Origin of the sequence: Pseudomonas sp. SCB32 (assembly GCF_009189165.1) — a bacterium.
GTDB lineage: Bacteria > Pseudomonadota > Gammaproteobacteria > Pseudomonadales > Pseudomonadaceae > Pseudomonas.
This window is the reverse complement of the sequence record NZ_CP045118.1, coordinates 899,437-919,183: the sequence shown is the minus strand read 5'-3', so window position 1 is coordinate 919,183 and position 19,747 is coordinate 899,437. Positions and strand designations below refer to the sequence as shown.

General features: G+C 63.5%; 14 protein-coding genes. 13 read left to right on the top strand and 1 reads right to left on the bottom strand.

What is annotated here, in order from left to right; genetic code table 11:
* Positions 1-188 precede the first annotated feature (188 nt).
* The 3 genes from prpC to prpF all read left to right on the top strand — a co-directional run bounded on the left by prpC (position 189) and on the right by prpF (position 5,279).
* Positions 189-1,349, top strand: coding sequence for a 2-methylcitrate synthase (gene prpC, locus GA645_RS04405; RefSeq protein WP_152220311.1), 1,161 nt, complete (start codon positions 189-191; stop codon positions 1,347-1,349).
* Positions 1,349-3,958, top strand: a complete 2,610-nt coding sequence (gene acnD / locus GA645_RS04400) for a Fe/S-dependent 2-methylisocitrate dehydratase AcnD (RefSeq protein ID WP_152227897.1) — start codon at positions 1,349-1,351, stop codon at positions 3,956-3,958. The genes prpC and acnD overlap by 1 nt, the downstream gene beginning before the upstream one ends.
* A gap of 133 nt (positions 3,959-4,091) precedes the next feature.
* Positions 4,092-5,279 carry a 2-methylaconitate cis-trans isomerase PrpF gene (gene prpF / locus GA645_RS04395; protein ID WP_152220309.1) on the top strand — a complete coding sequence of 396 codons (1,188 nt, stop codon included), beginning with the start codon at positions 4,092-4,094 and terminating at the stop codon, positions 5,277-5,279.
* Between the two features lie 123 nt (positions 5,280-5,402).
* Here the strand turns inward: prpF and GA645_RS04390 are convergent, their stop codons facing one another.
* The gene (locus GA645_RS04390; protein ID WP_152220307.1) at positions 5,403-6,389 is read right to left on the bottom strand and encodes a LysR family transcriptional regulator; all 987 of its coding nucleotides are present in this window, start codon (positions 6,387-6,389) and stop codon (positions 5,403-5,405) included.
* A 590-nt stretch (positions 6,390-6,979) separates the two neighbouring features.
* Between GA645_RS04390 and tssA the strand changes: the two genes are divergently transcribed.
* The 10 genes from tssA to GA645_RS04340 all read left to right on the top strand — a co-directional run bounded on the left by tssA (position 6,980) and on the right by GA645_RS04340 (position 19,747).
* Positions 6,980-7,987 (top strand): type VI secretion system protein TssA, encoded by a 1,008-nt coding sequence (gene tssA, locus GA645_RS04385; protein WP_152220306.1) that lies wholly within the window; start codon positions 6,980-6,982, stop codon positions 7,985-7,987.
* Positions 7,988-8,054: 67 nt separating this feature from the next.
* Positions 8,055-8,576, top strand: coding sequence for a type VI secretion system contractile sheath small subunit (tssB, locus tag GA645_RS04380; RefSeq protein ID WP_152220304.1), 522 nt, complete (start codon positions 8,055-8,057; stop codon positions 8,574-8,576).
* Between the two features lie 84 nt (positions 8,577-8,660).
* Positions 8,661-10,103 carry a type VI secretion system contractile sheath large subunit gene (tssC, locus tag GA645_RS04375; protein WP_256676161.1) on the top strand — a complete coding sequence of 481 codons (1,443 nt, stop codon included), beginning with the start codon at positions 8,661-8,663 and terminating at the stop codon, positions 10,101-10,103.
* 225 nt (positions 10,104-10,328) lie between these two features.
* Positions 10,329-10,811 (top strand): type VI secretion system tube protein Hcp, encoded by a 483-nt coding sequence (locus tag GA645_RS04370; protein WP_152220300.1) that lies wholly within the window; start codon positions 10,329-10,331, stop codon positions 10,809-10,811.
* A 128-nt stretch (positions 10,812-10,939) separates the two neighbouring features.
* The gene (locus GA645_RS04365) at positions 10,940-11,758 is read left to right on the top strand and encodes a type VI secretion system accessory protein TagJ (RefSeq protein ID WP_178119482.1); all 819 of its coding nucleotides are present in this window, start codon (positions 10,940-10,942) and stop codon (positions 11,756-11,758) included.
* Entirely contained in the window at positions 11,755-12,282 is a 528-nt protein-coding gene (tssE, locus tag GA645_RS04360) for a type VI secretion system baseplate subunit TssE (RefSeq protein WP_152220296.1), read from the top strand. The genes GA645_RS04365 and tssE overlap by 4 nt, the downstream gene beginning before the upstream one ends.
* Before the next feature lies 1 nt (position 12,283).
* Positions 12,284-14,155, top strand: coding sequence for a type VI secretion system baseplate subunit TssF (gene tssF / locus GA645_RS04355; RefSeq protein ID WP_152220293.1), 1,872 nt, complete (start codon positions 12,284-12,286; stop codon positions 14,153-14,155).
* Positions 14,152-15,207, top strand: a complete 1,056-nt coding sequence (gene tssG / locus GA645_RS04350; protein ID WP_152220291.1) for a type VI secretion system baseplate subunit TssG — start codon at positions 14,152-14,154, stop codon at positions 15,205-15,207. Before tssF ends, tssG begins: the two co-directional genes overlap by 4 nt.
* Complete coding sequence (gene tssH / locus GA645_RS04345) at positions 15,204-17,864, top strand: type VI secretion system ATPase TssH (RefSeq protein ID WP_152220289.1); 2,661 nt, start codon at positions 15,204-15,206, stop codon at positions 17,862-17,864. Before tssG ends, tssH begins: the two co-directional genes overlap by 4 nt.
* Complete coding sequence (locus tag GA645_RS04340) at positions 17,861-19,747, top strand: type VI secretion system Vgr family protein (RefSeq protein ID WP_152220287.1); 1,887 nt, start codon at positions 17,861-17,863, stop codon at positions 19,745-19,747. Before tssH ends, GA645_RS04340 begins: the two co-directional genes overlap by 4 nt.

The window sequence follows — 19,747 nt, the reverse complement described above, 5'->3', positions numbered from 1 at the left end:
ATCGGCGAATCGGGCTACATGCCGGATTCGCCACTGTTTCCGGGTCCCCCCGTTCGCGGGGATGACGAAACAGGCAAACGTAGGGCGCATAACGCCACAGGCGTTATCCGCCAACCAGATTCGAACCGAGACCCCGGCCCAAGCCGGGGGACAAGAACAAGCAACCGGATTTGATGAGGAGACACGCGATGAGCGCTACCGCAGAAACCACCACCGGCTTCAAGCCGAAGAAGTCCGTGGCCCTGAGTGGCACCGCCGCTGGCAACACCGCCCTGTGCACCGTCGGCCGCACCGGCAACGACCTGCACTACCGTGGCTATGACGTCCTGGACTTCGCCAACCGCTGCGACTTCGAGGAAATCGCCCACCTGCTGGTCCACGGCAAGCTGCCCAACGCCGCCGAACTGGCCGGCTACAAGGCCAAGCTGAAAGCCCTGCGCGGCCTGCCGGCCGGCGTGAAAGCCGCCCTGGAAACCCTGCCGCCGTCGGCCCACCCGATGGACGTGATGCGCACCGCCGTGTCCGTGCTCGGCTGCCTGTCGCCGGAGAAGGATGACCACAACCATCCGGGCGCCCGCGACATCGCCGACAAGCTGATGGCCTCCCTGGGCTCCGCCCTGCTCTACTGGTACCACTTCAGCCACAACGGCAAGCGCATCGAAGTCGAGACCGACGATGAGTCCATCGGCGGCCACTTCCTGCACCTGCTGCACGGCCAGAAGCCGCGCGAGTCCTGGGTGCGCGCCATGCACACCTCGCTCAACCTGTACGCCGAGCACGAGTTCAACGCCTCGACCTTCACCTCTCGCGTGATCGCCGGCACCGGCTCGGACATGTACTCCTGCATCGCTGGCGCCATCGGCGCGCTGCGCGGCCCGAAACACGGCGGCGCCAACGAAGTGGCCTTCGAGATCCAGAAGCGCTACGACAACCCGAACGAAGCCGAGGCCGACATCCGTGCCCGCGTCGAGCGCAAGGAAGTGGTGATCGGCTTCGGCCATCCGGTCTACACCGTGTCCGACCCGCGCAACAAAGTGATCAAGGAAGTCGCTCACCAGCTGTCGAACGAGCAGTCCAACACCAAGATGTATGACATCGCCGAGCGCCTGGAAAGCGTGATGTGGGAAATCAAGAAGATGTTCCCCAACCTCGACTGGTTCAGCGCCGTCAGCTACCACATGATGGGCGTGCCGACCGCCATGTTCACCCCGCTGTTCGTGATCGCCCGCACCGCCGGCTGGTCCGCCCACGTCATCGAGCAGCGCATCGACGGCAAGATCATCCGCCCGAGTGCCAACTACGTTGGCCCGGAAGATCTGCAGTTCGTGCCGCTCAAGGACCGCAAATGATGAACACTCAATTCCGCAAACGCCTGCCCGGCACCGCACTGGACTACTTCGACGCCCGCGAGGCCGTCGACGCGATCCAGGCCGGCGCCTGGGACAAACTGCCCTACACCTCCCGCGTGCTGGCCGAACAGCTGGTACGCCGCTGCGACCCGCAGGACCTGACCGCCTCCCTGGAGCAGCTGGTCTACCGCAAGCGCGACCTGGACTTCCCCTGGTACCCGGCGCGCGTGGTCTGCCATGACATCCTCGGCCAGACCGCGCTGGTCGACCTGGCCGGCCTGCGTGACGCCATCGCCGAACAGGGTGGCGACCCGTCCAAGGTCAACCCGGTGGTGCCGACCCAGCTGATCGTCGACCACTCGCTGGCCGTGGAAGCCGCGGGCTTCGACCCGGATGCGTTCGAGAAGAACCGCGCCATCGAAGACCGCCGCAACGAGGATCGCTTCCACTTCATCGACTGGACCAAGACCGCGTTCAAGAACGTCGATGTGATCCCGGCCGGCAACGGCATCATGCACCAGATCAACCTGGAGAAAATGAGCCCGGTGATCCAGGCGCGCAGTGGCGTGGCCTTCCCCGACACCTGCGTCGGCACCGACTCCCACACTCCGCACGTGGATGCCCTGGGCGTGATCGCCATCGGCGTCGGCGGCCTCGAAGCCGAGACCGTGATGCTGGGCCACCCGTCGATGATGCGCCTGCCCGACATCGTCGGCGTCAAGCTCACCGGCAAGCGCAAGCCGGGCATCACCGCCACCGACATCGTCCTGGCGATCACCGAGTTCCTGCGCAAGGAACGCGTGGTCGGCGCCTATGTCGAGTTCTTCGGCGAAGGTGCGGACAGCCTGACCATCGGCGACCGCGCGACCATCTCCAACATGTGCCCGGAATACGGCGCCACCGCCTCGATGTTCTACATCGACGGCCAGACCATCGACTACCTCAAGCTCACCGGCCGCGAGCCCGAGCAGGTGGCGCTGGTGGAGAACTACGCCCAGACCCTCGGTCTGTGGAGCAGCGCTCTGGAGACCGCCGAGTACGAGCGCGTGCTGGAGTTCGACCTGGGCACCGTGGTGCGCAACATGGCCGGCCCGTCCAACCCGCACCGCCGCCTGCCGACCTCGGCGCTGGCCGAGCGCGGCATCGCCGACGAAGCCAAGCTGCAAGCCGGGAAAGGTGAAGAAGCCCAGGGCCTGATGCCCGACGGCGCGGTGATCATCGCCGCCATCACCAGCTGCACCAACACCTCCAACCCGCGCAACGTCATCGCCGCCGGCCTGGTGGCGAAGAAGGCCAACGCGCTGGGCATGATCCGCAAGCCGTGGGTGAAGACCTCCTTCGCACCGGGTTCGAAGGTCGCCAAGCTGTACCTGGAAGAAGCCGGCCTGCTGCCGGAGCTGGAGAAGCTCGGCTTCGGCATCGTCGCCTATGCCTGCACCACCTGTAACGGCATGTCCGGCGCGCTGGACCCGGTGATCCAGAAAGAGATCATCGACCGCGACCTGTACGCCACCGCCGTGCTCTCGGGCAACCGCAACTTCGACGGCCGCATCCACCCCTACGCCAAGCAGGCCTTCCTCGCCTCGCCGCCGCTGGTGGTCGCCTACGCCATCGCCGGCACCGTGCGCTTCGACATCGAGCAGGACCCGCTGGGCACCGACAAGAACGGCAACCCCGTCACCCTGAAGGACCTCTGGCCGTCCGACGAAGAGATCGACGCCATCGTCGCTTCCAGCGTCAAGCCCGAGCAGTTCAAGCAGGTCTACATCCCGATGTTCGACCTGGGCAGCGTGCAGGAAGCGGAAAGCCCGCTGTACGACTGGCGCCCGATGTCCACCTACATCCGCCGTCCGCCGTACTGGGAGGGCGCACTCGCGGGTGAGCGCACGCTCAAGGGCATGCGTCCGCTGGCGATCCTGCCGGACAACATCACCACCGATCACCTGTCGCCGTCCAACGCCATCCTGGCGGACTCGGCCGCCGGTGAGTACCTGGCGAAAATGGGCCTGCCGGAGGAGGACTTCAACTCCTACGCCACCCACCGCGGCGACCACCTGACCGCCCAGCGCGCCACCTTCGCCAACCCGCAGCTGGTCAACGAAATGGCCGTGGTGAACGGTGAGGTGAAGAAAGGTTCGCTGGCTCGCGTCGAGCCAGAAGGCAAGGTGATGCGCATGTGGGAAGCCATCGAAACCTACATGAACCGCAAGCAGAACCTGATCATCGTGGCCGGCGCCGACTACGGCCAGGGCTCGTCCCGCGACTGGGCGGCCAAGGGCGTTCGCCTGGCGGGCGTGGAAGTGATCGTGGCCGAAGGCTTCGAGCGCATCCACCGCACCAACCTGGTGGGCATGGGCGTGCTGCCGGTGGAGTTCAAGCCGGGCACCACCCGCCTGACCCTGGGCCTGGACGGCACCGAGACCTACGACATCAAGGGCGATGTCTCACCGCGCTGCGACCTGACCCTGGTCATCCATCGCCAGAGCGGTGAAGTCGTCGAAGTCCCGGTTACCTGCCGCCTGGACACCGCCGCCGAAGTGAAGGTGTACAACGCCGGCGGCGTGCTGCAGCGCTTCGCCAAGGACTTCCTCGAGTCGTCCGTGGCGTGATGTGAAGGCTCCGACACGCCCCGCGGCGTGCCGGAACAAACTCCGTAGGAGCGGGCCATGCCCGCGATCGATTTCCGCACTGGGATCATCGCGGGCATGGCCCGCTCCTACATTGAACTGCCAGGAATCTCCCATGCCCCACGTACCCCAAGTGAAGATCCCCGCCACCTACATCCGTGGCGGCACCAGCAAGGGCGTGTTCTTCCGCCTGCAGGACCTGCCCGAGCGCTGCCAGGTGCCCGGCGCGGCCCGTGACAAGCTGTTCATGCGCGTGATCGGCAGCCCCGATCCGTACAGCGCGCACATCGATGGCATGGGCGGCGCGACCTCTAGCACCAGCAAGTGCGTGATCCTGTCGAAAAGCACCCAGCCGAACCACGACGTCGACTACCTCTACGGGCAGATTTCCATCGACAAGGCCTTCGTCGACTGGAGCGGCAACTGCGGCAACCTCTCCACTGCCGCCGGCTCCTTCGCCATCCACGCCGGCCTGGTCGACCCCTCGCGCATCCCGGACAACGGCACCTGCGTAGTACGCATCTGGCAGGCCAACATCCAGAAGACCATCATCGCCCACGTGCCGGTCACCAACGGCCAGGTGCAGGAAACCGGCGAATTCGAGCTGGACGGCGTGACCTTCCCCGCCGCCGAGATCGTGCTGGAGTTCCTCGACCCGTCCGACGACGGTGAAGACGGCGGCGCCATGTTCCCCACCGGCAACCTGGTGGACGACCTGGAAGTCCCCGGCATCGGCACCTTCAAGGCGACCATGATCACCGCCGGCATCCCGACCATCTTCGTCAACGCCCAGGACATCGGCTACACCGGCGCCGAGCTGCGCGAAGCCATCAATGGCGACCCCGAGCAACTGGCGCGCTTCGAGAAATTCCGCATCGCCGGCGCCCTGCGCATGGGCCTGATCAAGACCCCGGAAGAAGCCGCGACCCGCCAGCACACGCCGAAGATCGCCTTCGTCTCCCCGCCCAAGGACTACCTGTCCTCCAGCGGCAAGCAGGTGAAGGCCGGCGACGTCGACCTGCTGGTGCGCGCGCTGTCCATGGGCAAGCTGCACCACGCCATGATGGGCACCGCCGCCGTGGCCATAGGCACCGCTGCCGCCATTCCCGGCACCCTGGTGAACCTCGCCGCCGGCGGTGGCGAGCGCAGCGCCGTGCGCTTCGGCCACCCCTCCGGCACCCTGCGCGTGGGCGCCGAGGCCAAGCAGGTGAACGGTGAATGGACCGTGACCAAGGCCATCATGAGCCGCAGTTCGCGCATCCTCATGGAAGGCTGGGTTCGTGTGCCGGACGACTCGTTCTGAGACAACTGACGCCGTGAACTAAGGAACGCCATAGGCGGAAGTTCGAACGAACAGCTCCGCTGCCGCCTGCTCAATGATTGCCTGACGAAGGCCGTCCCCCGGCCTTCGTCGTTCACGGATGCATCAGTTAATACGTTCCGGCCGTGATCCCGACCCGGCTTCTCCCGCGCTTGCGCCATCATCGTGGAGCCATGAAAGCTGGCGCACACGGTCCACCAGGTGATCGACCACGGCACGAACCTTCAACGGCAGAAAATGGGTCGACTGGTAGAGCAACCAGGCGCTGCCCTGCCCTCCCGCCCCCGTGAACTCCCATTCGGGCAGCAATTGCACGATCCGACTGCGCTCAAGCTCCTCCCTTGCGACGAACTGGGGCAGGCAGGTAACCCCTATGTGGCTCATCGCGGCATCCAACCGCCCCTCGGAGTGGTTGATGGAATAGCGGTTGACTGCCTGGACCCTGACCCTGTCCGCCCCCTTTCTGAATTGCCATGGCCCGCCTGAGGTCGTCCCTCCCTCGCCAATGCAGAAGTGTCGCTCCAGCTCTTGCGGGTGCAACGGTACGTCATGCTCCACCAAGTAATCGGGCGATGCGCAGAGAACCGTTCGGATGGGGAAGAGACGGCGCCCCACCAGGCCGGGAGGCGGGTGATCGGTCACGCGCACCAACAGGTCGAGATTCCCGTCAATCAGATCATGGTGGCCATCCCCGAGCAGCAATTGGACATCGACCTTGGGATAGTGCTGGAGAAACTCGGGGATAAACGGATGGAGGACGTAGCGGCCAATCGCCTTGGGAGCCCCTATGCGTACGACTCCCTCCGGCTCTGTGGCGAACTTGGCCCCCATCTCCATTACAGCCTTCGCCGAAGCCACCATGCTTCGGCAGCAATGGTAGACCTCCTCGCCGAACTCGCTCAGGCGCAGCTTGCGCGTGGTGCGCTGGAGCAGCTGCACCGACAGCCCCTTCTCCAGCTTGGACACGCCCCTGCTGGCCGCCGAAGGTGATATTCCCAACTGCCGTGCGGCCTCCGAGAAACTTCCACTCTCGACGACCCTGACGAATATCACCATTTCTTCCAGAAACATCATTATTGGATTCATGCTCAACGTGAAATTCTCCTTTGATACCTGACCCGGTTATCAACTCAACTTCATGAATATAAGATCGAAGCAAGCCAAAAGCCTGAGCGGGACCAACTATCTGCCGGGACCAAATCTGGCAGGCGGAGGCAAGCGGACATTCCGTTGGAGAGCAAACCTACAGCAGCCTTTTATGTAGAGGGTGTAATTTCCGGAATTCACCAAGAATTAGTTCAGAAGCTCAAGCTGGAGCACAAACCTCTCGCAACTTACCCTAATCAATAGGACTGACTAATACCTCGACATGCTAACACCCTTTGCTAAAAACCCCGGCGAGACCGGTAGAACTGCGCTGCGCACCGGAGATACAACTCCCGTCAGGGACCATGACCAAGAGACTCCGGGACAACCCTGAAATACAACTAACTTCTTTAGGTAATACCAAACAATTTCATGGCAATCACCCGATTAGCCGAAATTTCTATCAGCAGCATTTAACCTTCATGAACCGATAAGAAAATTCCGAAAACCAGAACAACTTACCCGAAGTATAAGGCCGCTCTGCCTCCACTTCCGCCATACCATTAAACAGGAACAACCTTCAACGGAATTCCTTCATGTCCGACTTCCTTCTAAATCTCCTGCAGCCCATAAACGACAGTTCTGCCTGTGGCGCCGAACTTGAATATGACGCCGAATACATCGAGCTTCTGGTGACTGCGGCGGAGCGTGAAGAACAGCAGTTCGGCAGCACCATCATTCCTGCCCAGCAGCCCAACTGGAGCGACGTGGCCCATCGGGCGGGCGAATTGCTGAACAGGACCAAGGATCTGCGCGTGCTCGCCTACCTGGCCCGCGCCCGCAGCGAACTGGAAGGCCTGCCGGGATACGGCGAAGTGCTGGAAGTCGCCTTGCAGTGGCTCGAGCGCTACTGGGACGATATTTACCCGCGCATACAGGTCGAGGGTGAAGAGGACCCGATGCTGCGCATCAATGCCATCGCGGCCCTGATGGACACTGCGGGTATCGGTCGCACCCTGCGCAACGCCCTTGTTCTCCAAGGAAGTTTCGGAAGCTTCAGCCTGCGCGACCTGGAGAGCCACCTCGATACCGAGCCGGGCACTCCTGGCAGTTCGAGCGATGAACGATTGCAGTTGCTGTTGAACGGCAGAGAAAGTGCCGAACTGAAAGCCGTAAGAATCATCGATACCACGCTGGCCGCCCTGAAGCAATTGATCGAGCGCCGACTGGGCTCCAGTTGGATGCCGGACTACTCCACCTTCGCCCGGCCCTTCCGGCTCGTGGTCCGCGCGCTCTCCGAGGCCGATGCGGAGCCGCTCGTCCCCACGGCGCCGGTCGAATCCGCTCTGCCCGCCAGCGCCCCGCCCCCAATGCATGCGGCCAAGTCAGTCCCCCAAAGGCGCGAGCAGGCCGTGCAGATGATGGACAACGTCTGCCTCTACCTCGAGCGCTACGAGCCGGGCCACCCGGCAGCGTTGTTGATCCGTCGTGCGCAACGACTGATGCCGATGACCTTCATGGAAATCATCCAGGACATGGTGCCCGAAAGCGGCCAGCCCTTCCGGCACATTCTCGGCACCAGTGCAACGACCGACGCCCCCTAAGCAGACCTGAAACCCGGCGCACCTATTCACGACGGGTGCCGGGAAGATCGAACCAGCAGAGGTGATCATGAGTAGATTCCATCCACACAGCGGCCAGAAATTCGTGGCCCGAAACCGCGCCCCACGCGTACAGATCGAATACGACGTGGAGATCTACGGCTCCGAAAAGAAAATCCAGTTGCCGTTCGTCATGGGCGTCATGGCGGACCTGCTGGGCAAGCCGGTGGAATCGCCTGGTGCACTGACCGAGCGGCGCTTCATGGAAATTGACGTCGACAACTTCGACGAACGCATGAAGTCGCTCAAGCCAAGGGCTGCCTTCCAGGTGGACAACACCCTGAACAGCGACGGCAGCCAGCTGAACATCGATATCACCTTCCAGAGCATCGACGACTTCGAGCCAGGCTCCATCGCACGCAGAGTCGAGCCACTCAACCGGCTGCTGCAGGCGCGTACGGAGCTTTCCAACCTGCTCTCCTACATGGATGGCAAGAGCGGCGTGGAGGACCTGCTGGCCCAGGCCTTGGATAACCCGGCGCTGCTCAAGTCCCTGGTGGCCGCGAGCAAACCGGTTGCGGACGCGGACTGAAGCCTTGCCTAGCGGAGAACCAAGATGAGCGTGGCCAACACGATTCAATCGACCAACGTTGAACAGCGGACACTCGACCGGGACATGTTCTCGTCGCTGCTGCACAAGGAATTCAAACCCAAGACCGATCAGGCCCGCGAGGCCGTCGAGCATGCGGTCAAGACGCTTGCCGAACAGGCACTGGAAAATGCGGTCGCCATTTCCGGCGACTCCTACCGCTCGATCCAGGCGATCATCGCCGAGATCGACCGCAAGCTGTCCGAGCAGATCAACCGGATCATCCACCATGCGCAATTCCAAGAGCTGGAAAGTGCCTGGCGCGGCCTACACTATCTGGTGAACAACACCGAAACCGACGAGATGCTGAAGATTCGCTTCATGCCCCTGTCGAAGAAGGAACTGAACCGGGAACTCAAGCGCCACAAGGGCGTGGGCTTCGACCAGAGCGCCATCTTCAAGAAGATCTACGAGGAAGAATACGGCCAATTCGGTGGTGAACCCTTCGGCTGCCTGCTCGGCGACTACTACTTCGACCACAGCCCTCAGGATGTGGAAACCCTGCGCGAGATGGCGAAGATCTCGGCCGCTGCCCACGCCCCCTTCATAGCGGCCGTCTCGCCGTCGGTCATGCAGATGGAGTCCTGGCAGGAACTGGCCAACCCCCGAGACCTGACCAAGATATTCCAGAACACCGAATATGCCGCCTGGCGCAGCCTGCGTGAGTCCGAGGATGCCCGCTACCTGGGGTTGGCGATGCCGCGCTTCCTGGCCCGACTGCCCTACGGTGCGGCGACCAGCCCGGTGGACGACTTCGATTTCGAGGAAGACACCGCCAGCAGCGCCCATGACCGTTACACCTGGTGCAACTCAGCCTATGCCATGGCGGTGAACATCAACCGCTCGTTCAAGAACTTCGGCTGGTGCACTTCGATTCGCGGCGTGGAGTCCGGCGGGGCGGTGGAAAACCTGTTCTGCCATACATTCCCGACCGACGATGGCGGGGTCGATCTGAAGTGTCCAACTGAGATAGCCATCAGCGACCGCCGGGAAGCGGAACTGGCGAAGAACGGCCTGATGCCGCTGGTGCATCGCAAGAACTCGGACTTTGCCGCCTTCATCGGCGCACAGTCCCTGCAGCAGCCGAGCGCCTACTTCAACGCCGATGCCACCGCCAACGCCAATCTCGCCGCCCGGCTGCCTTACATGTTCGCTTGCTGCCGGTTCGCTCACTACCTGAAGTGCATCGTGCGCGACAAGATCGGCTCCTTCCGCGAGCGCGACGACATGGAAAACTGGCTCAACAGCTGGATCATGAGTTACGTCGACGGCGATCCACTCAACTCTTCCCAGGAAACCAAGGCGAAGAAGCCCCTGGCAGCGGCGGAAGTGCAGGTTGAAGAAATCGAGGATAACCCCGGTTACTACACGGCGAAGTTCTTCCTGCGGCCGCATTATCAGTTGGAGGGACTGACCGTCTCCCTGCGCCTGGTTTCAAAACTGCCATCGCTGAAACAAGACGAAGGTTGATAGACCGGCAACTATCCAAACGCATTCTGAGTTGAGTTGCAAATCCTGGATATTCCCTGGGGGGGTGATATCACCCCGAACAAGCCAATAAAGGTTTCGCTGGATATGAACAGCATATCCAGCGAGTTCAAGCAGCTGGTCATGCGAACGTTCCCAACATCGCGCTTGGAAACAGCGACCGGTCTGTACAAGCAAGTGTCCTATTGACCGTTACAGGAGTTAATCATGGCTATAGATATGTATCTGAAAGTCGATGGTGCCATCGGCGAGTCCAAAGATTCCCATCACAAGGAATGGAGCGATCTGATTTCCCTGGATTGGGGCGCCTCGCAACCGGGTAACATGACCAGTGGCGGCGGTGGAGGTATAGGCAAGGTAAGTTTCAACGACCTGAATGTCGTGGCCCGAATCGACAAGGCGGCTCCGGCGATCATGAAGTACTGCGCCAGCGGCAAGCACATCGGCAAAGTCGAGATTTCTGTCTGCAAGGCCGGCGGCGCGCAGATGGAGTATTCGAAGTTCACGCTGGAAGAAGTGCTGGTAACGTCGGTCCGCTATACCGCCGATAACGATTCCGACTCCCTGCTGGTCAATTACTCGTTCCAGGCCGGAAAGATCAAACAGCAATATTGGGAGCAAACTGACCAGGGCGGAAAAGGGGCAGAAAACCTGCTCGCCTGGAATATCAAGGAAAACCGCGAGGCCTAACCAGGCCAGGCTGATCGCCGCTAACTTCGTCGGCACCTCGATAACGACGGAAAGTTTCCTGGCTGTCCGTGAAGTTGGGGGCTTTCAGCCTTTATCGATCCATGTATTCAATTCCGGAGAGCCCTTCCATGTACTCCCGATTCGCCAGCATCGAAGACCTGGACAACTTGCAGGACAAGCAGCAGGAGCGCGTCCGTGCTGAGCCCACCTCGGCCACCGAGCGCTTTCGCCTGTTCCAGGTATTGTCGATGCGAGGGCGTTGGGACGACGCAAAGCGACAGTTGCAGCAGGCCCTGAGCAACGACGCTTCCCTGCTGCCGATGATCCGCAGCTATCAATTCATCATCGACGCCGAGCTGCAACGTGATCGCTGCTGGCGCGGTGAGGCCCCGGTGAGCATGGCGGCCCTTGCCATCGAGGACTGGGCAACACACTTGGCAGAAGACTGTGCCCAACTCGACGCTCCCGAGCGCCTGGCGAGCAATCTCGCCAATGCGCCTGCCCTGAGAGGCGAAATCGACGTTGTCCGGGAAGGCGCTCAGGACATCCATACGCACGAGTTCCAATGGATCGCCGACGGCGATGGCCGGCTCGGGCCCATGTTGGAACTGATCGGACCGCAGGGTTACGGCTGGATGCCGCTGACCCGCGTTCGCGAAATCGAGATTGCCGCACCGCAAAACGGTGTTGATCGCCTGTGGGCCCGCGCCGTCCTGACGCTGACCAGCGGCGAGCGTCAGCGCACGACGATGCCCGTGCGCTACGTCGGTGATTACGCCTCCCTGTCTAGCTCGCTGCTGCTGGGCCAGGAAACCTGCTGGCGGGCGCTGGGCGACAAGTCGCTCCAGCTGTTCGCCGGGGTCGGGCAACGCATGTGGATCACCGACCAGGATGAGTACGCATTGCTCGACGTACGCGCCGTGCGCCTGCAGGGGGGCGCAGCATGAAGAGCCCGCGCGAGCTCGGGCACGCCCAGCAACCGCGCGAACGGCTGCGTCCGGCGTTGTTGGATCGGCTGACGGACGAGGCGCCGGACCAGCTCCGCGAGCCGGCAGGCCAGTTCCTGACGAGCGAGCGCCTGTACCGCGACGCGGTATTGCGCGACCTGCGCTGGCTGTTCAACACCAGCAACGTCACCACAGCATCCGAAGCCCGGCGCTCGGCGATCGACCACCATTGCGTACTCGGCTACGGCATCCGGCCGCTCGCCGGGCGGCGCATGTCGGAGATCGAATGGCACAGCATCGAGCAGGAGATTCATCAGGTGATCGTCGCGTTCGAGCCGCGAATCATTCCTGACAGCCTCGAAGTGCGCTGCATTCCCGCCGCGGACACGCTGGCCCACTACAACCTGCTGGCGCTACGGATTCATGGCCTGCTCTGGTCGGTACCCTACCCGCTGGAGTTCCTTCTGCGCAGCGAAATCGACCTGGAAAGCGGGCAGGTCAATCTGCTGTCCGAAGGAGCGTGAGATGGACGAGTTGCTGGATATCTACAACCGTGAGCTCAACTACCTGCGCGAACTGGGCGCGGAATTCGCCCGGGCATACCCCAAGGCGGCGGGGCGACTGGGGCTCCAGGAAAACGAGGTCACCGACCCCTATGTCGAGCGCCTGCTCGAAGGCTTCAGCTTCCTTTCGGCTCGCGTGCAACTGAAGCTGCAGGCGCAGTTTCCACGCTTCACCCAGCAACTGCTGGATGCGGTCTGCCCCAACTACATGGCGCCGCTGCCCGCGATGGCGGTGGTCCAGTTCGAACCCAACGCCACCGAAGGCAGCCTGCTCTCCGGCTTCCAGCTGCCGGCCGGCACCGCGCTGCGCTCGCCGCTGATCCGCGGCGAGCAGACAGCTTGCGAGTTCCGCACAGGGCACGATTGCACCCTGTGGCCGTTGCGCATCCAGGAGGCCGAGCTCTGCGCCGGCGCACCCGAGTCGCTATCCCTCGACCTGCCGTCGCAGCGGCCGGTCCAGGCCGCACTGCGGATACGCCTGCAGACCTGCGCCGGAGCCAGGTTTGCCAACCTGCCGCTGGAACGCTTGACGTTCTTCGTCAGCGGCGACCTCGTGCAAGCCACGCGCATCCTGGAACTGCTGCTGGCCGGACAGGCCGGCGTGGTCTGCGCGGATCCGCGGTACCCGACGCAACAGCCCCAGCGGCTCCCCGACACGGCACTGCGTCACGAGGGCTTCGCCCCCGAGCAGGCCTTGCTGCCTTACGGCCCGCGGGCCTTCCAGGGGCATCGCCTGCTGCACGAGTACTTCGCCCTGCCCGCCCGTTTCCATTTCTTCAGCATCGGCGGGCTGGACCAGGTGCTGCCGCGAATCACCGGCGATGTGCTGGACCTCTTCCTCCTGCTGGACCGACAGGCCCCGCAGCTCGAGGCGGTCATCGACGCCGACCGCTTCAAGCTGTTCTGCACGCCGGCCATCAACCTGTTCCCCAAGCGCGCCGACCGCACCCAGATCACTCCCGGCAGCCATGAGTTCCATGTGGTGCTGGACCGCACCCGGCAACTGGACTACGAGGTCTACAGCATCGAACAAGTGCAGGGGCATCGCGGCGCCGGCAATCCACCACAGGACTTCCGCCCGCTGTTCTGTTCCCACGACAACGACAGCACGGGCAACTTCGGCGCCTACTTCACCCAGCGTCGCGAACCGCGCCGGGTGTCCGGCACGGCGCAGCGGCATGGCAAGCGCACTCACTACCACGGCAGCGAAATCTTCCTGTCGCTGGTGGACCAGCGCCATGCCCCGTTTGCCGAAGACCTGCTGCAACTGAGTGTCGACACCCTGTGCAGTAATCGCGATCTGCCCCTGTTGATGGCCCGCGGTGGTGACAGCGATTTCTCGCTGAAGATCTCCGCGCCGGTCAAGAGTACGCGCCTGCTGCTGGGGCCTTCCCGCCCCTACCCCGCGCTGGCGGAAGATGCCTCGGCCTGGCGCCTGATCGACCACCTCAGCCAGAACTACCTGCACCTCACCGACTGCGATGCCGAGCAGGGCGCGGCGGCGCTGCGCGAACTGCTGTCTATCTACGGCGAGCTCGGCGACCCGCTCATCGCCCGGCAGATCCACGGCCTGCGCAGCAGTACCCTGTCGCCCATCTACCGGCGCCTACCGCAGGCCGGCCCGATCGTCTACGGACGAGGCATTCAGGTGGAACTGACGGTGGATGAAGCAGCCTTCTCCGGCGCCAGTCCTTTTGTCTTCTGCGCCGTGCTCGAACAGTTCATAGCCCGCCATGTGAGCATCAACAGCTTCATCGAGCTCAGCCTGAACAGCCTGCAACGCGGCTCCATTGCCGCCTGGCAGCCGCGAATCGGCAGGAGACCGGTGGCATGAACCTCCCGACGGACAGCCGCGCGCAATGCAGCTCCCAGCTCCAACAGAAGCTGCAGGAAGCGCCCGAGGCCTTCGACCTGTTCCAGCTGCTGCGCCGCATCGACGCCCAGGGCGACCACCCACCACTGGGCAGCGCCAGCCGCCCACGCGAAGAGCCCTTGCGCATCGGCCAGGAACCCAGCCTGGCATTCGCCTCGAGCGAGATATTCCAGGCCCGGATCGCCAATGGCCGGCCTCACCTATCGATTCTCGGCTTCGGCCTGTTCGGGCCCAATGGCCCCTTGCCGTTGCATCTCACCGAATATGCCCGCGAGCGCAAGCATCACCACGGCGACGCGACGCTCTGCGCCTTCGCCGACCTGTTCCATCACCGCCTGACGCTGTTGTTCTATCGATCCTGGGCGCAGGCTGAGGCGGCGGTCAGTCTCGACCGCGATCAGCAGGGCTACGTTCACTACCTCGCCTGCCTGCTCCAGCTTGGTGGCAGAACTACACGGCAGCGCGATGCCCTGGCCCACCACGCCAAGCTCGCCATGGCCGGGCACCTGGTACGGCAGACCCGTAACCCGGAAGGGCTGGAGCGGATCCTCCAGAGCTACTTCGCAGTTGGGGTCAGGGTGCAGGAGCACATATCGGCCCGCGTCGAACAGGCCCCATCCGCCCAGGTCCGGATCGGCAGACACGCCAGCCAGCTGGGCGGCGGCGAACTGCTAGGACGCAGCACGAGCGATGCACAGAGCCGATTTCGCCTCGTCTTGGGGCCCATGCCCTGGTCACGCCTTCGCGACTTCCTTCCCGGCACCCCCGCCAGCCTCAGGCTACGCGACTGGGTACGCCAGTACATCGGACTCGAATACGCCTGGGACGTACGTCTGCTGCTGCAGCGCGACACCATCCCAGGCGCCCGCCTGGGCAGTCATTCCCAGATCGGCTACGGCACCTGGCTTGGCTGCGGCCGCGAAGACGGTCATGCCGAGGATCTGCTCTACGACCCTGAGCGCTATTGGCGCAACCAGGAGTCCAGCCCCCCTCATCTGGAGAGAAACCGATGAGCGACATCAGTCGTATATCCCTGTTTGGCCGCCTGAACCCGCTGCTGTACCGAGCGCTGGAGGGGGCCACCGCCTTCTGCAAGCTGCGCGGCAACCCCTACGTTGAGTTGTCGCACTGGCTGCAGCAGCTGCTGGAGGAGCCCGCCAGCGATCTGCGTTGCGTCATCGCCCACTTCGAGATCGACGAAACGCAGCTGCGCCAGGATCTGCAACGAGCCCTGGACACCCTGCCGCGCGGCGCCAGCTCGGTCTCCGACTTCGCCGAAATGATCGATCTGGCCGTCGAGCGCAGCTGGGTCTACTGCAGCCTGCTGTTCGAAGCGTCGCGCGTTCGCAGTGCCCACCTGCTGCTGGCCTGCCTGCGCCAGAGCGGCCTGCGCTCGGTGCTGCTGGGCATTTCCTCGCAGTTTTCCCGGGTCCTTCCGGACGTCCTGATCCAGTCGCAGGCAAGCATCCTCGCCAGCTCGCCTGAGCATTCGCCGAGCGATGGGGCACCAGCGCCAAAAACCTCCGACGAAAGCGGCGGTGCCCTGCAACGCTTCGCCATCGACCTCACCGAGCGCGCCCGACGGGGAGAACTGGACCCGGTCTACGGACGCGACGACGAGGTGCGGCAGATGATCGACATCCTCATGCGCCGTCGCCAGAACAACCCACTGCTGACCGGCGAGGCCGGAGTGGGCAAGACCGCCATTGTCGAGGAGCTGGCGCTGCGCCTGGCGCGGGGCGATGTACCAGAGAAACTCCAAGGCGTTCGCCTGCACGTGCTCGATCCCGTACTGCTGCAGGCCGGCGCCGGCGTGAAGGGCGAATTCGAGCAGCGCCTGAAACAGGTGATAGACGAGGTGGAGAACAACTCCACCCCGATCATCCTGTTCATCGACGAAGTCCACACGCTGGTCGGCGCCGGCGGCACCGCCGGCACCGGCGACGCGGCCAACATGCTCAAACCGGCGCTGGCCCGCGGACGCCTGCGCACCATCGGTGCCACGACCTGGAGCGAGTACAAGAAATACATCGAGAAGGACCCGGCACTGTCGCGACGCTTCCAGACCATCCAGGTGGCCGAGCCCGCCGAGGACAGCGCGATCGAAATGCTGCGCAGCCTGGTGCCAGCCCTGGAGCAGCACCATGGCGTCCTCATCGAGGATGCCGCCCTGCAGGCTGCGGTGCGGCTTTCCCATCGCTACATACCCGCCCGGCAACTGCCCGACAAGGCGGTCAGCCTGCTCGACACCGCCTGTGCCCGCATCGCCATGAGCCTGGCGAGCGATCCGGCGGAGCTGGAGCACTGCCTGCGGCAGCTGGAGCTGCTGGAGATGGAGCAACAGATCGCCGAACGCGAATCACGGATCTGCATGGGTGACGCCCGGCGTCCGACACTCATCCAGGAGCGCATGACGACGATTCGCCAGCAGGTCGGCGAGCTGGAGCAACGTTGTGCGCTGGAACGAGGACGGGTCGAGCGCATCCTGGCGATGCGCCGGCAGCTCGACGAGGTGGACCTGCCGTTGACCGAACGCACCGGACTGCAGGCCGAACTGGGCCAGTTGCAGGCAAAGGAGTTCCAGCCCGAACCGACCCTGTTGCGCTCGCAGGTGGACATCCACACCGTGGCGACGGTCATCGCCGACTGGACCGGCATTCCGCTGGGCAACATGGTCCAGGACGAAGCCGCGGCTATCCTCGCCCTGCCCGAGACACTGAGCCGGCGCATCATCGGCCAGCAGGCGGCGCTGGAGACCATAAGCCGGCGAATCCGTACGGCCAGGGCACGTCTGGACGACCCCAACAAGCCGGTCGGGGTCTTCCTGCTCTGCGGCCCTTCAGGGGTCGGCAAGACGGAAACCGCGCTGGCCCTGGCGCAAGCCCTCTACGGCGGCGAACAGAACCTCGTCACCCTAAACATGAGCGAATTCCAGGAAGCCCACACGGTGTCCACGCTCAAGGGCTCCCCACCCGGCTATGTCGGCTACGGCGAGGGTGGCGTGCTGACCGAGGCGGTCCGACGACGCCCCTACAGCGTGGTGCTGCTCGACGAGATCGAGAAGGCCCACAGCGATGTCCACGAGCTGTTCCTGCAGGTTTTCGACAAGGGCTGGATGGAGGATGGCGAAGGCCGCTACATCGACTTCAAGAGCACCGTCATCTTGCTCACCACCAATCTGGGCAGCGAGCGCATCGCCAGTCTCTGCGACGATCCCGAGCTGACACCCGCGGCGGAGGTGCTGGCCAACGCGATCTACCCCGACCTGCGCCAGGTGTTCGCCGCCGAGCTGCTCGGCCGCCTGGTGGTGGTGCCGTACCTGCCACTCGATGGTTCGGCACTGGGCCGGATCATTCGCCTGCAACTGCTACGGATCGGCCAACGCCTGCAACAACAGCACGGACTGGAGCTGCGCTGCGACGACTGCAGCGTGGAGCTCATCGCCCAGCGCTGTACTCGCCTGGAGGCCGGTGGACGGATGATCGAATCGATCCTCAGCCATGAAGTACTCCCTGAGCTCAGCCAGCTGGTGCTCACCGCAGGCCCATTGCGGGAACACGGCTTCGTCCGGCTCACCGCACGGGACGGACGCTTCCAGCTCGATCATGAAACCCGGCCACAGGCTCGCGCCGTGGATTCCATCGTCATGCAACCAGAGGAATTGGCATGAATCGTATCGTCACGCTGCAAGGCACGTTCAGCGACTCGGATGTGCGCTTTCTTTCGCTTCGCGGCAGGGAGTCGCTGTCGTCGCTCTACGAGTTCGAAGTGCAGGTACTGAGCACCAATTACAGCCTGGAGAGCAAACAGACCCTGGGCACGCAACTGAGCCTGAATATCCTCCTGGCCAAGGGCGGTTCGCGCCAGCTCGGCGGCCAAGTCACGCGGATGGAGATGCTCGGTCGCCAGAGCAATACCTCCCGCGACTATGTCTATCGGCTCACCGTGCGGCCCTGGCTGTGGTTCCTGACCTGCACGTCGGACTGCAAGATCTTCCAGAAGAAGAACGTCGTGGAAATCCTCGATGAGGTCCTGGGCGATTACGACTACCCCGTGGAGAAACGCCTGAAGTCGAGCTATCGGCAATGGGAATACTGCGTCCAGTACCAGGAGACCGACTTCAACTTCGTCAGCCGGCTGATGGAGCAGGAGGGCATCTACTTCTACTTCGAGCATGGAGAGGCGGGCGAGACTCTGGTCCTGGCCGATGACATCAGCGCTCACGCCAACCTGCCCGACCACGACGTGCTGGCCTACCTGCCGCCGGATCGCCTGGTCAACGGCGGCGAAGTCGGGGTGAGCAACTGGCAGTCCGGCGAGGAAGTCCGCCCCGGCAGCTACATGGTCGGCGATTACGATTTCGCCAAGCCCAAGGCCGATATGCGCCAGCTGCGCGCCACGCTCCAGCGCCACGCCAACGACCAGTTCGAGATGTACGACTGGATGGGCGGCTTCGTCGACCAGGTTCACGCCGAGAATTACTCGCGGATCCGCCTCGAAGAGGCCCAGGCCCTGCGTGAGCGCACCCAGGCGCAGAGCCAGCTGCCAGGCATCCGACCCGGCTACAGCTTCAGCCTGAGCGGCCACCCGCGCAGCGCGGAAAACCGCGCCTACCTGGTGGTGAGCGCCACCTACGACTTCCTCGAAGGGGGCTACGCCACCGGCAGCGATTCCGCCCGCTATGACACGCATCTGACCGTACAGCCGGTCGCACTACCCTACCGGGCGCCGCGTGTGACGCCTTTCCCGTTCACCCATGGACCGCAGACCGCCGTCGTGGTCGGCCCGCAGGGTGAGGAAATCTGGACCGACCAGTACGGCCGGGTGAAGGTGCAATTCCACTGGGACCGCTACGGCCAGAACAACGAGAACAGTTCCTGCTGGGTTCGCGTATCCAGCAACTGGGCCGGCTCCAACTTCGGCGGATTGCAGATTCCGCGCATCGGCCAGGAAGTGGTAGTGGATTTCATCAACGGCATGCCCGATCGCCCGCTGATCATTGGTCGCGTCTACAACGCCGACCAGATGCCACCCTTCAGCCTACCCGCATCCCGCACACAGAGCGGCATCGTTACCCGCTCCTTCGAGCATGGCTCGGTGGAGAACGCGAACATGCTGCGCTTCGATGACAAGCGCGGTGCCGAGCAGATCAAGCTGCACGCCGAGCGCAACTTCGACGTCTCGGTCGAGAACGACGAGAACCACCACATCCAGGGCAACCTCAACACCCGGGCCCTGCAGTCCATCAACAAGCAGACGCCGACCTATACCGAAGCGATCAAAGATTCCACCAGTACGGTCCACAGCAGTACCAGCGTCGTGGGCTCGTCTGTCAGCGCAACAGGCTCGGCGGTTTCCGCCACCCTGAGCGTGGTGCAAAAAATCGTATCGCTCGTCCAGTTCGTCGACTCTGCGGTCAGCAACACCGGCAACGCCGTCGGCACTACAGGATCGGCCATCAACACCACCGGCTCTGCCATAAGTACCACCGGCTCCTCCATCAGTAACACCGGCATCTCCATCGCCCATGTCGGTTATTCGGTAACGAGCTGA

What these genes read in the sequence shown, in the direction of transcription:
- prpC (WP_152220311.1), top strand. Translation starts at nt 189, where the DNA reads ATGAGCGCTACCGCAGAAACCACCACCGGCTTCAAGCCGAAGAAGTCC.
- acnD (WP_152227897.1), top strand. Translation starts at nt 1,349, where the DNA reads ATGAACACTCAATTCCGCAAACGCCTGCCCGGCACCGCACTGGACTAC.
- prpF (WP_152220309.1), top strand. Translation starts at nt 4,092, where the DNA reads ATGCCCCACGTACCCCAAGTGAAGATCCCCGCCACCTACATCCGTGGC.
- tssA (WP_152220306.1), top strand. Translation starts at nt 6,980, where the DNA reads ATGTCCGACTTCCTTCTAAATCTCCTGCAGCCCATAAACGACAGTTCT.
- tssB (WP_152220304.1), top strand. Translation starts at nt 8,055, where the DNA reads ATGAGTAGATTCCATCCACACAGCGGCCAGAAATTCGTGGCCCGAAAC.
- tssC (WP_256676161.1), top strand. Translation starts at nt 8,661, where the DNA reads ATGTTCTCGTCGCTGCTGCACAAGGAATTCAAACCCAAGACCGATCAG.
- GA645_RS04370 (WP_152220300.1), top strand. Translation starts at nt 10,329, where the DNA reads ATGGCTATAGATATGTATCTGAAAGTCGATGGTGCCATCGGCGAGTCC.
- GA645_RS04365 (WP_178119482.1), top strand. Translation starts at nt 10,940, where the DNA reads ATGTACTCCCGATTCGCCAGCATCGAAGACCTGGACAACTTGCAGGAC.
- tssE (WP_152220296.1), top strand. Translation starts at nt 11,755, where the DNA reads ATGAAGAGCCCGCGCGAGCTCGGGCACGCCCAGCAACCGCGCGAACGG.
- tssF (WP_152220293.1), top strand. Translation starts at nt 12,284, where the DNA reads ATGGACGAGTTGCTGGATATCTACAACCGTGAGCTCAACTACCTGCGC.
- tssG (WP_152220291.1), top strand. Translation starts at nt 14,152, where the DNA reads ATGAACCTCCCGACGGACAGCCGCGCGCAATGCAGCTCCCAGCTCCAA.
- tssH (WP_152220289.1), top strand. Translation starts at nt 15,204, where the DNA reads ATGAGCGACATCAGTCGTATATCCCTGTTTGGCCGCCTGAACCCGCTG.
- GA645_RS04340 (WP_152220287.1), top strand. Translation starts at nt 17,861, where the DNA reads ATGAATCGTATCGTCACGCTGCAAGGCACGTTCAGCGACTCGGATGTG.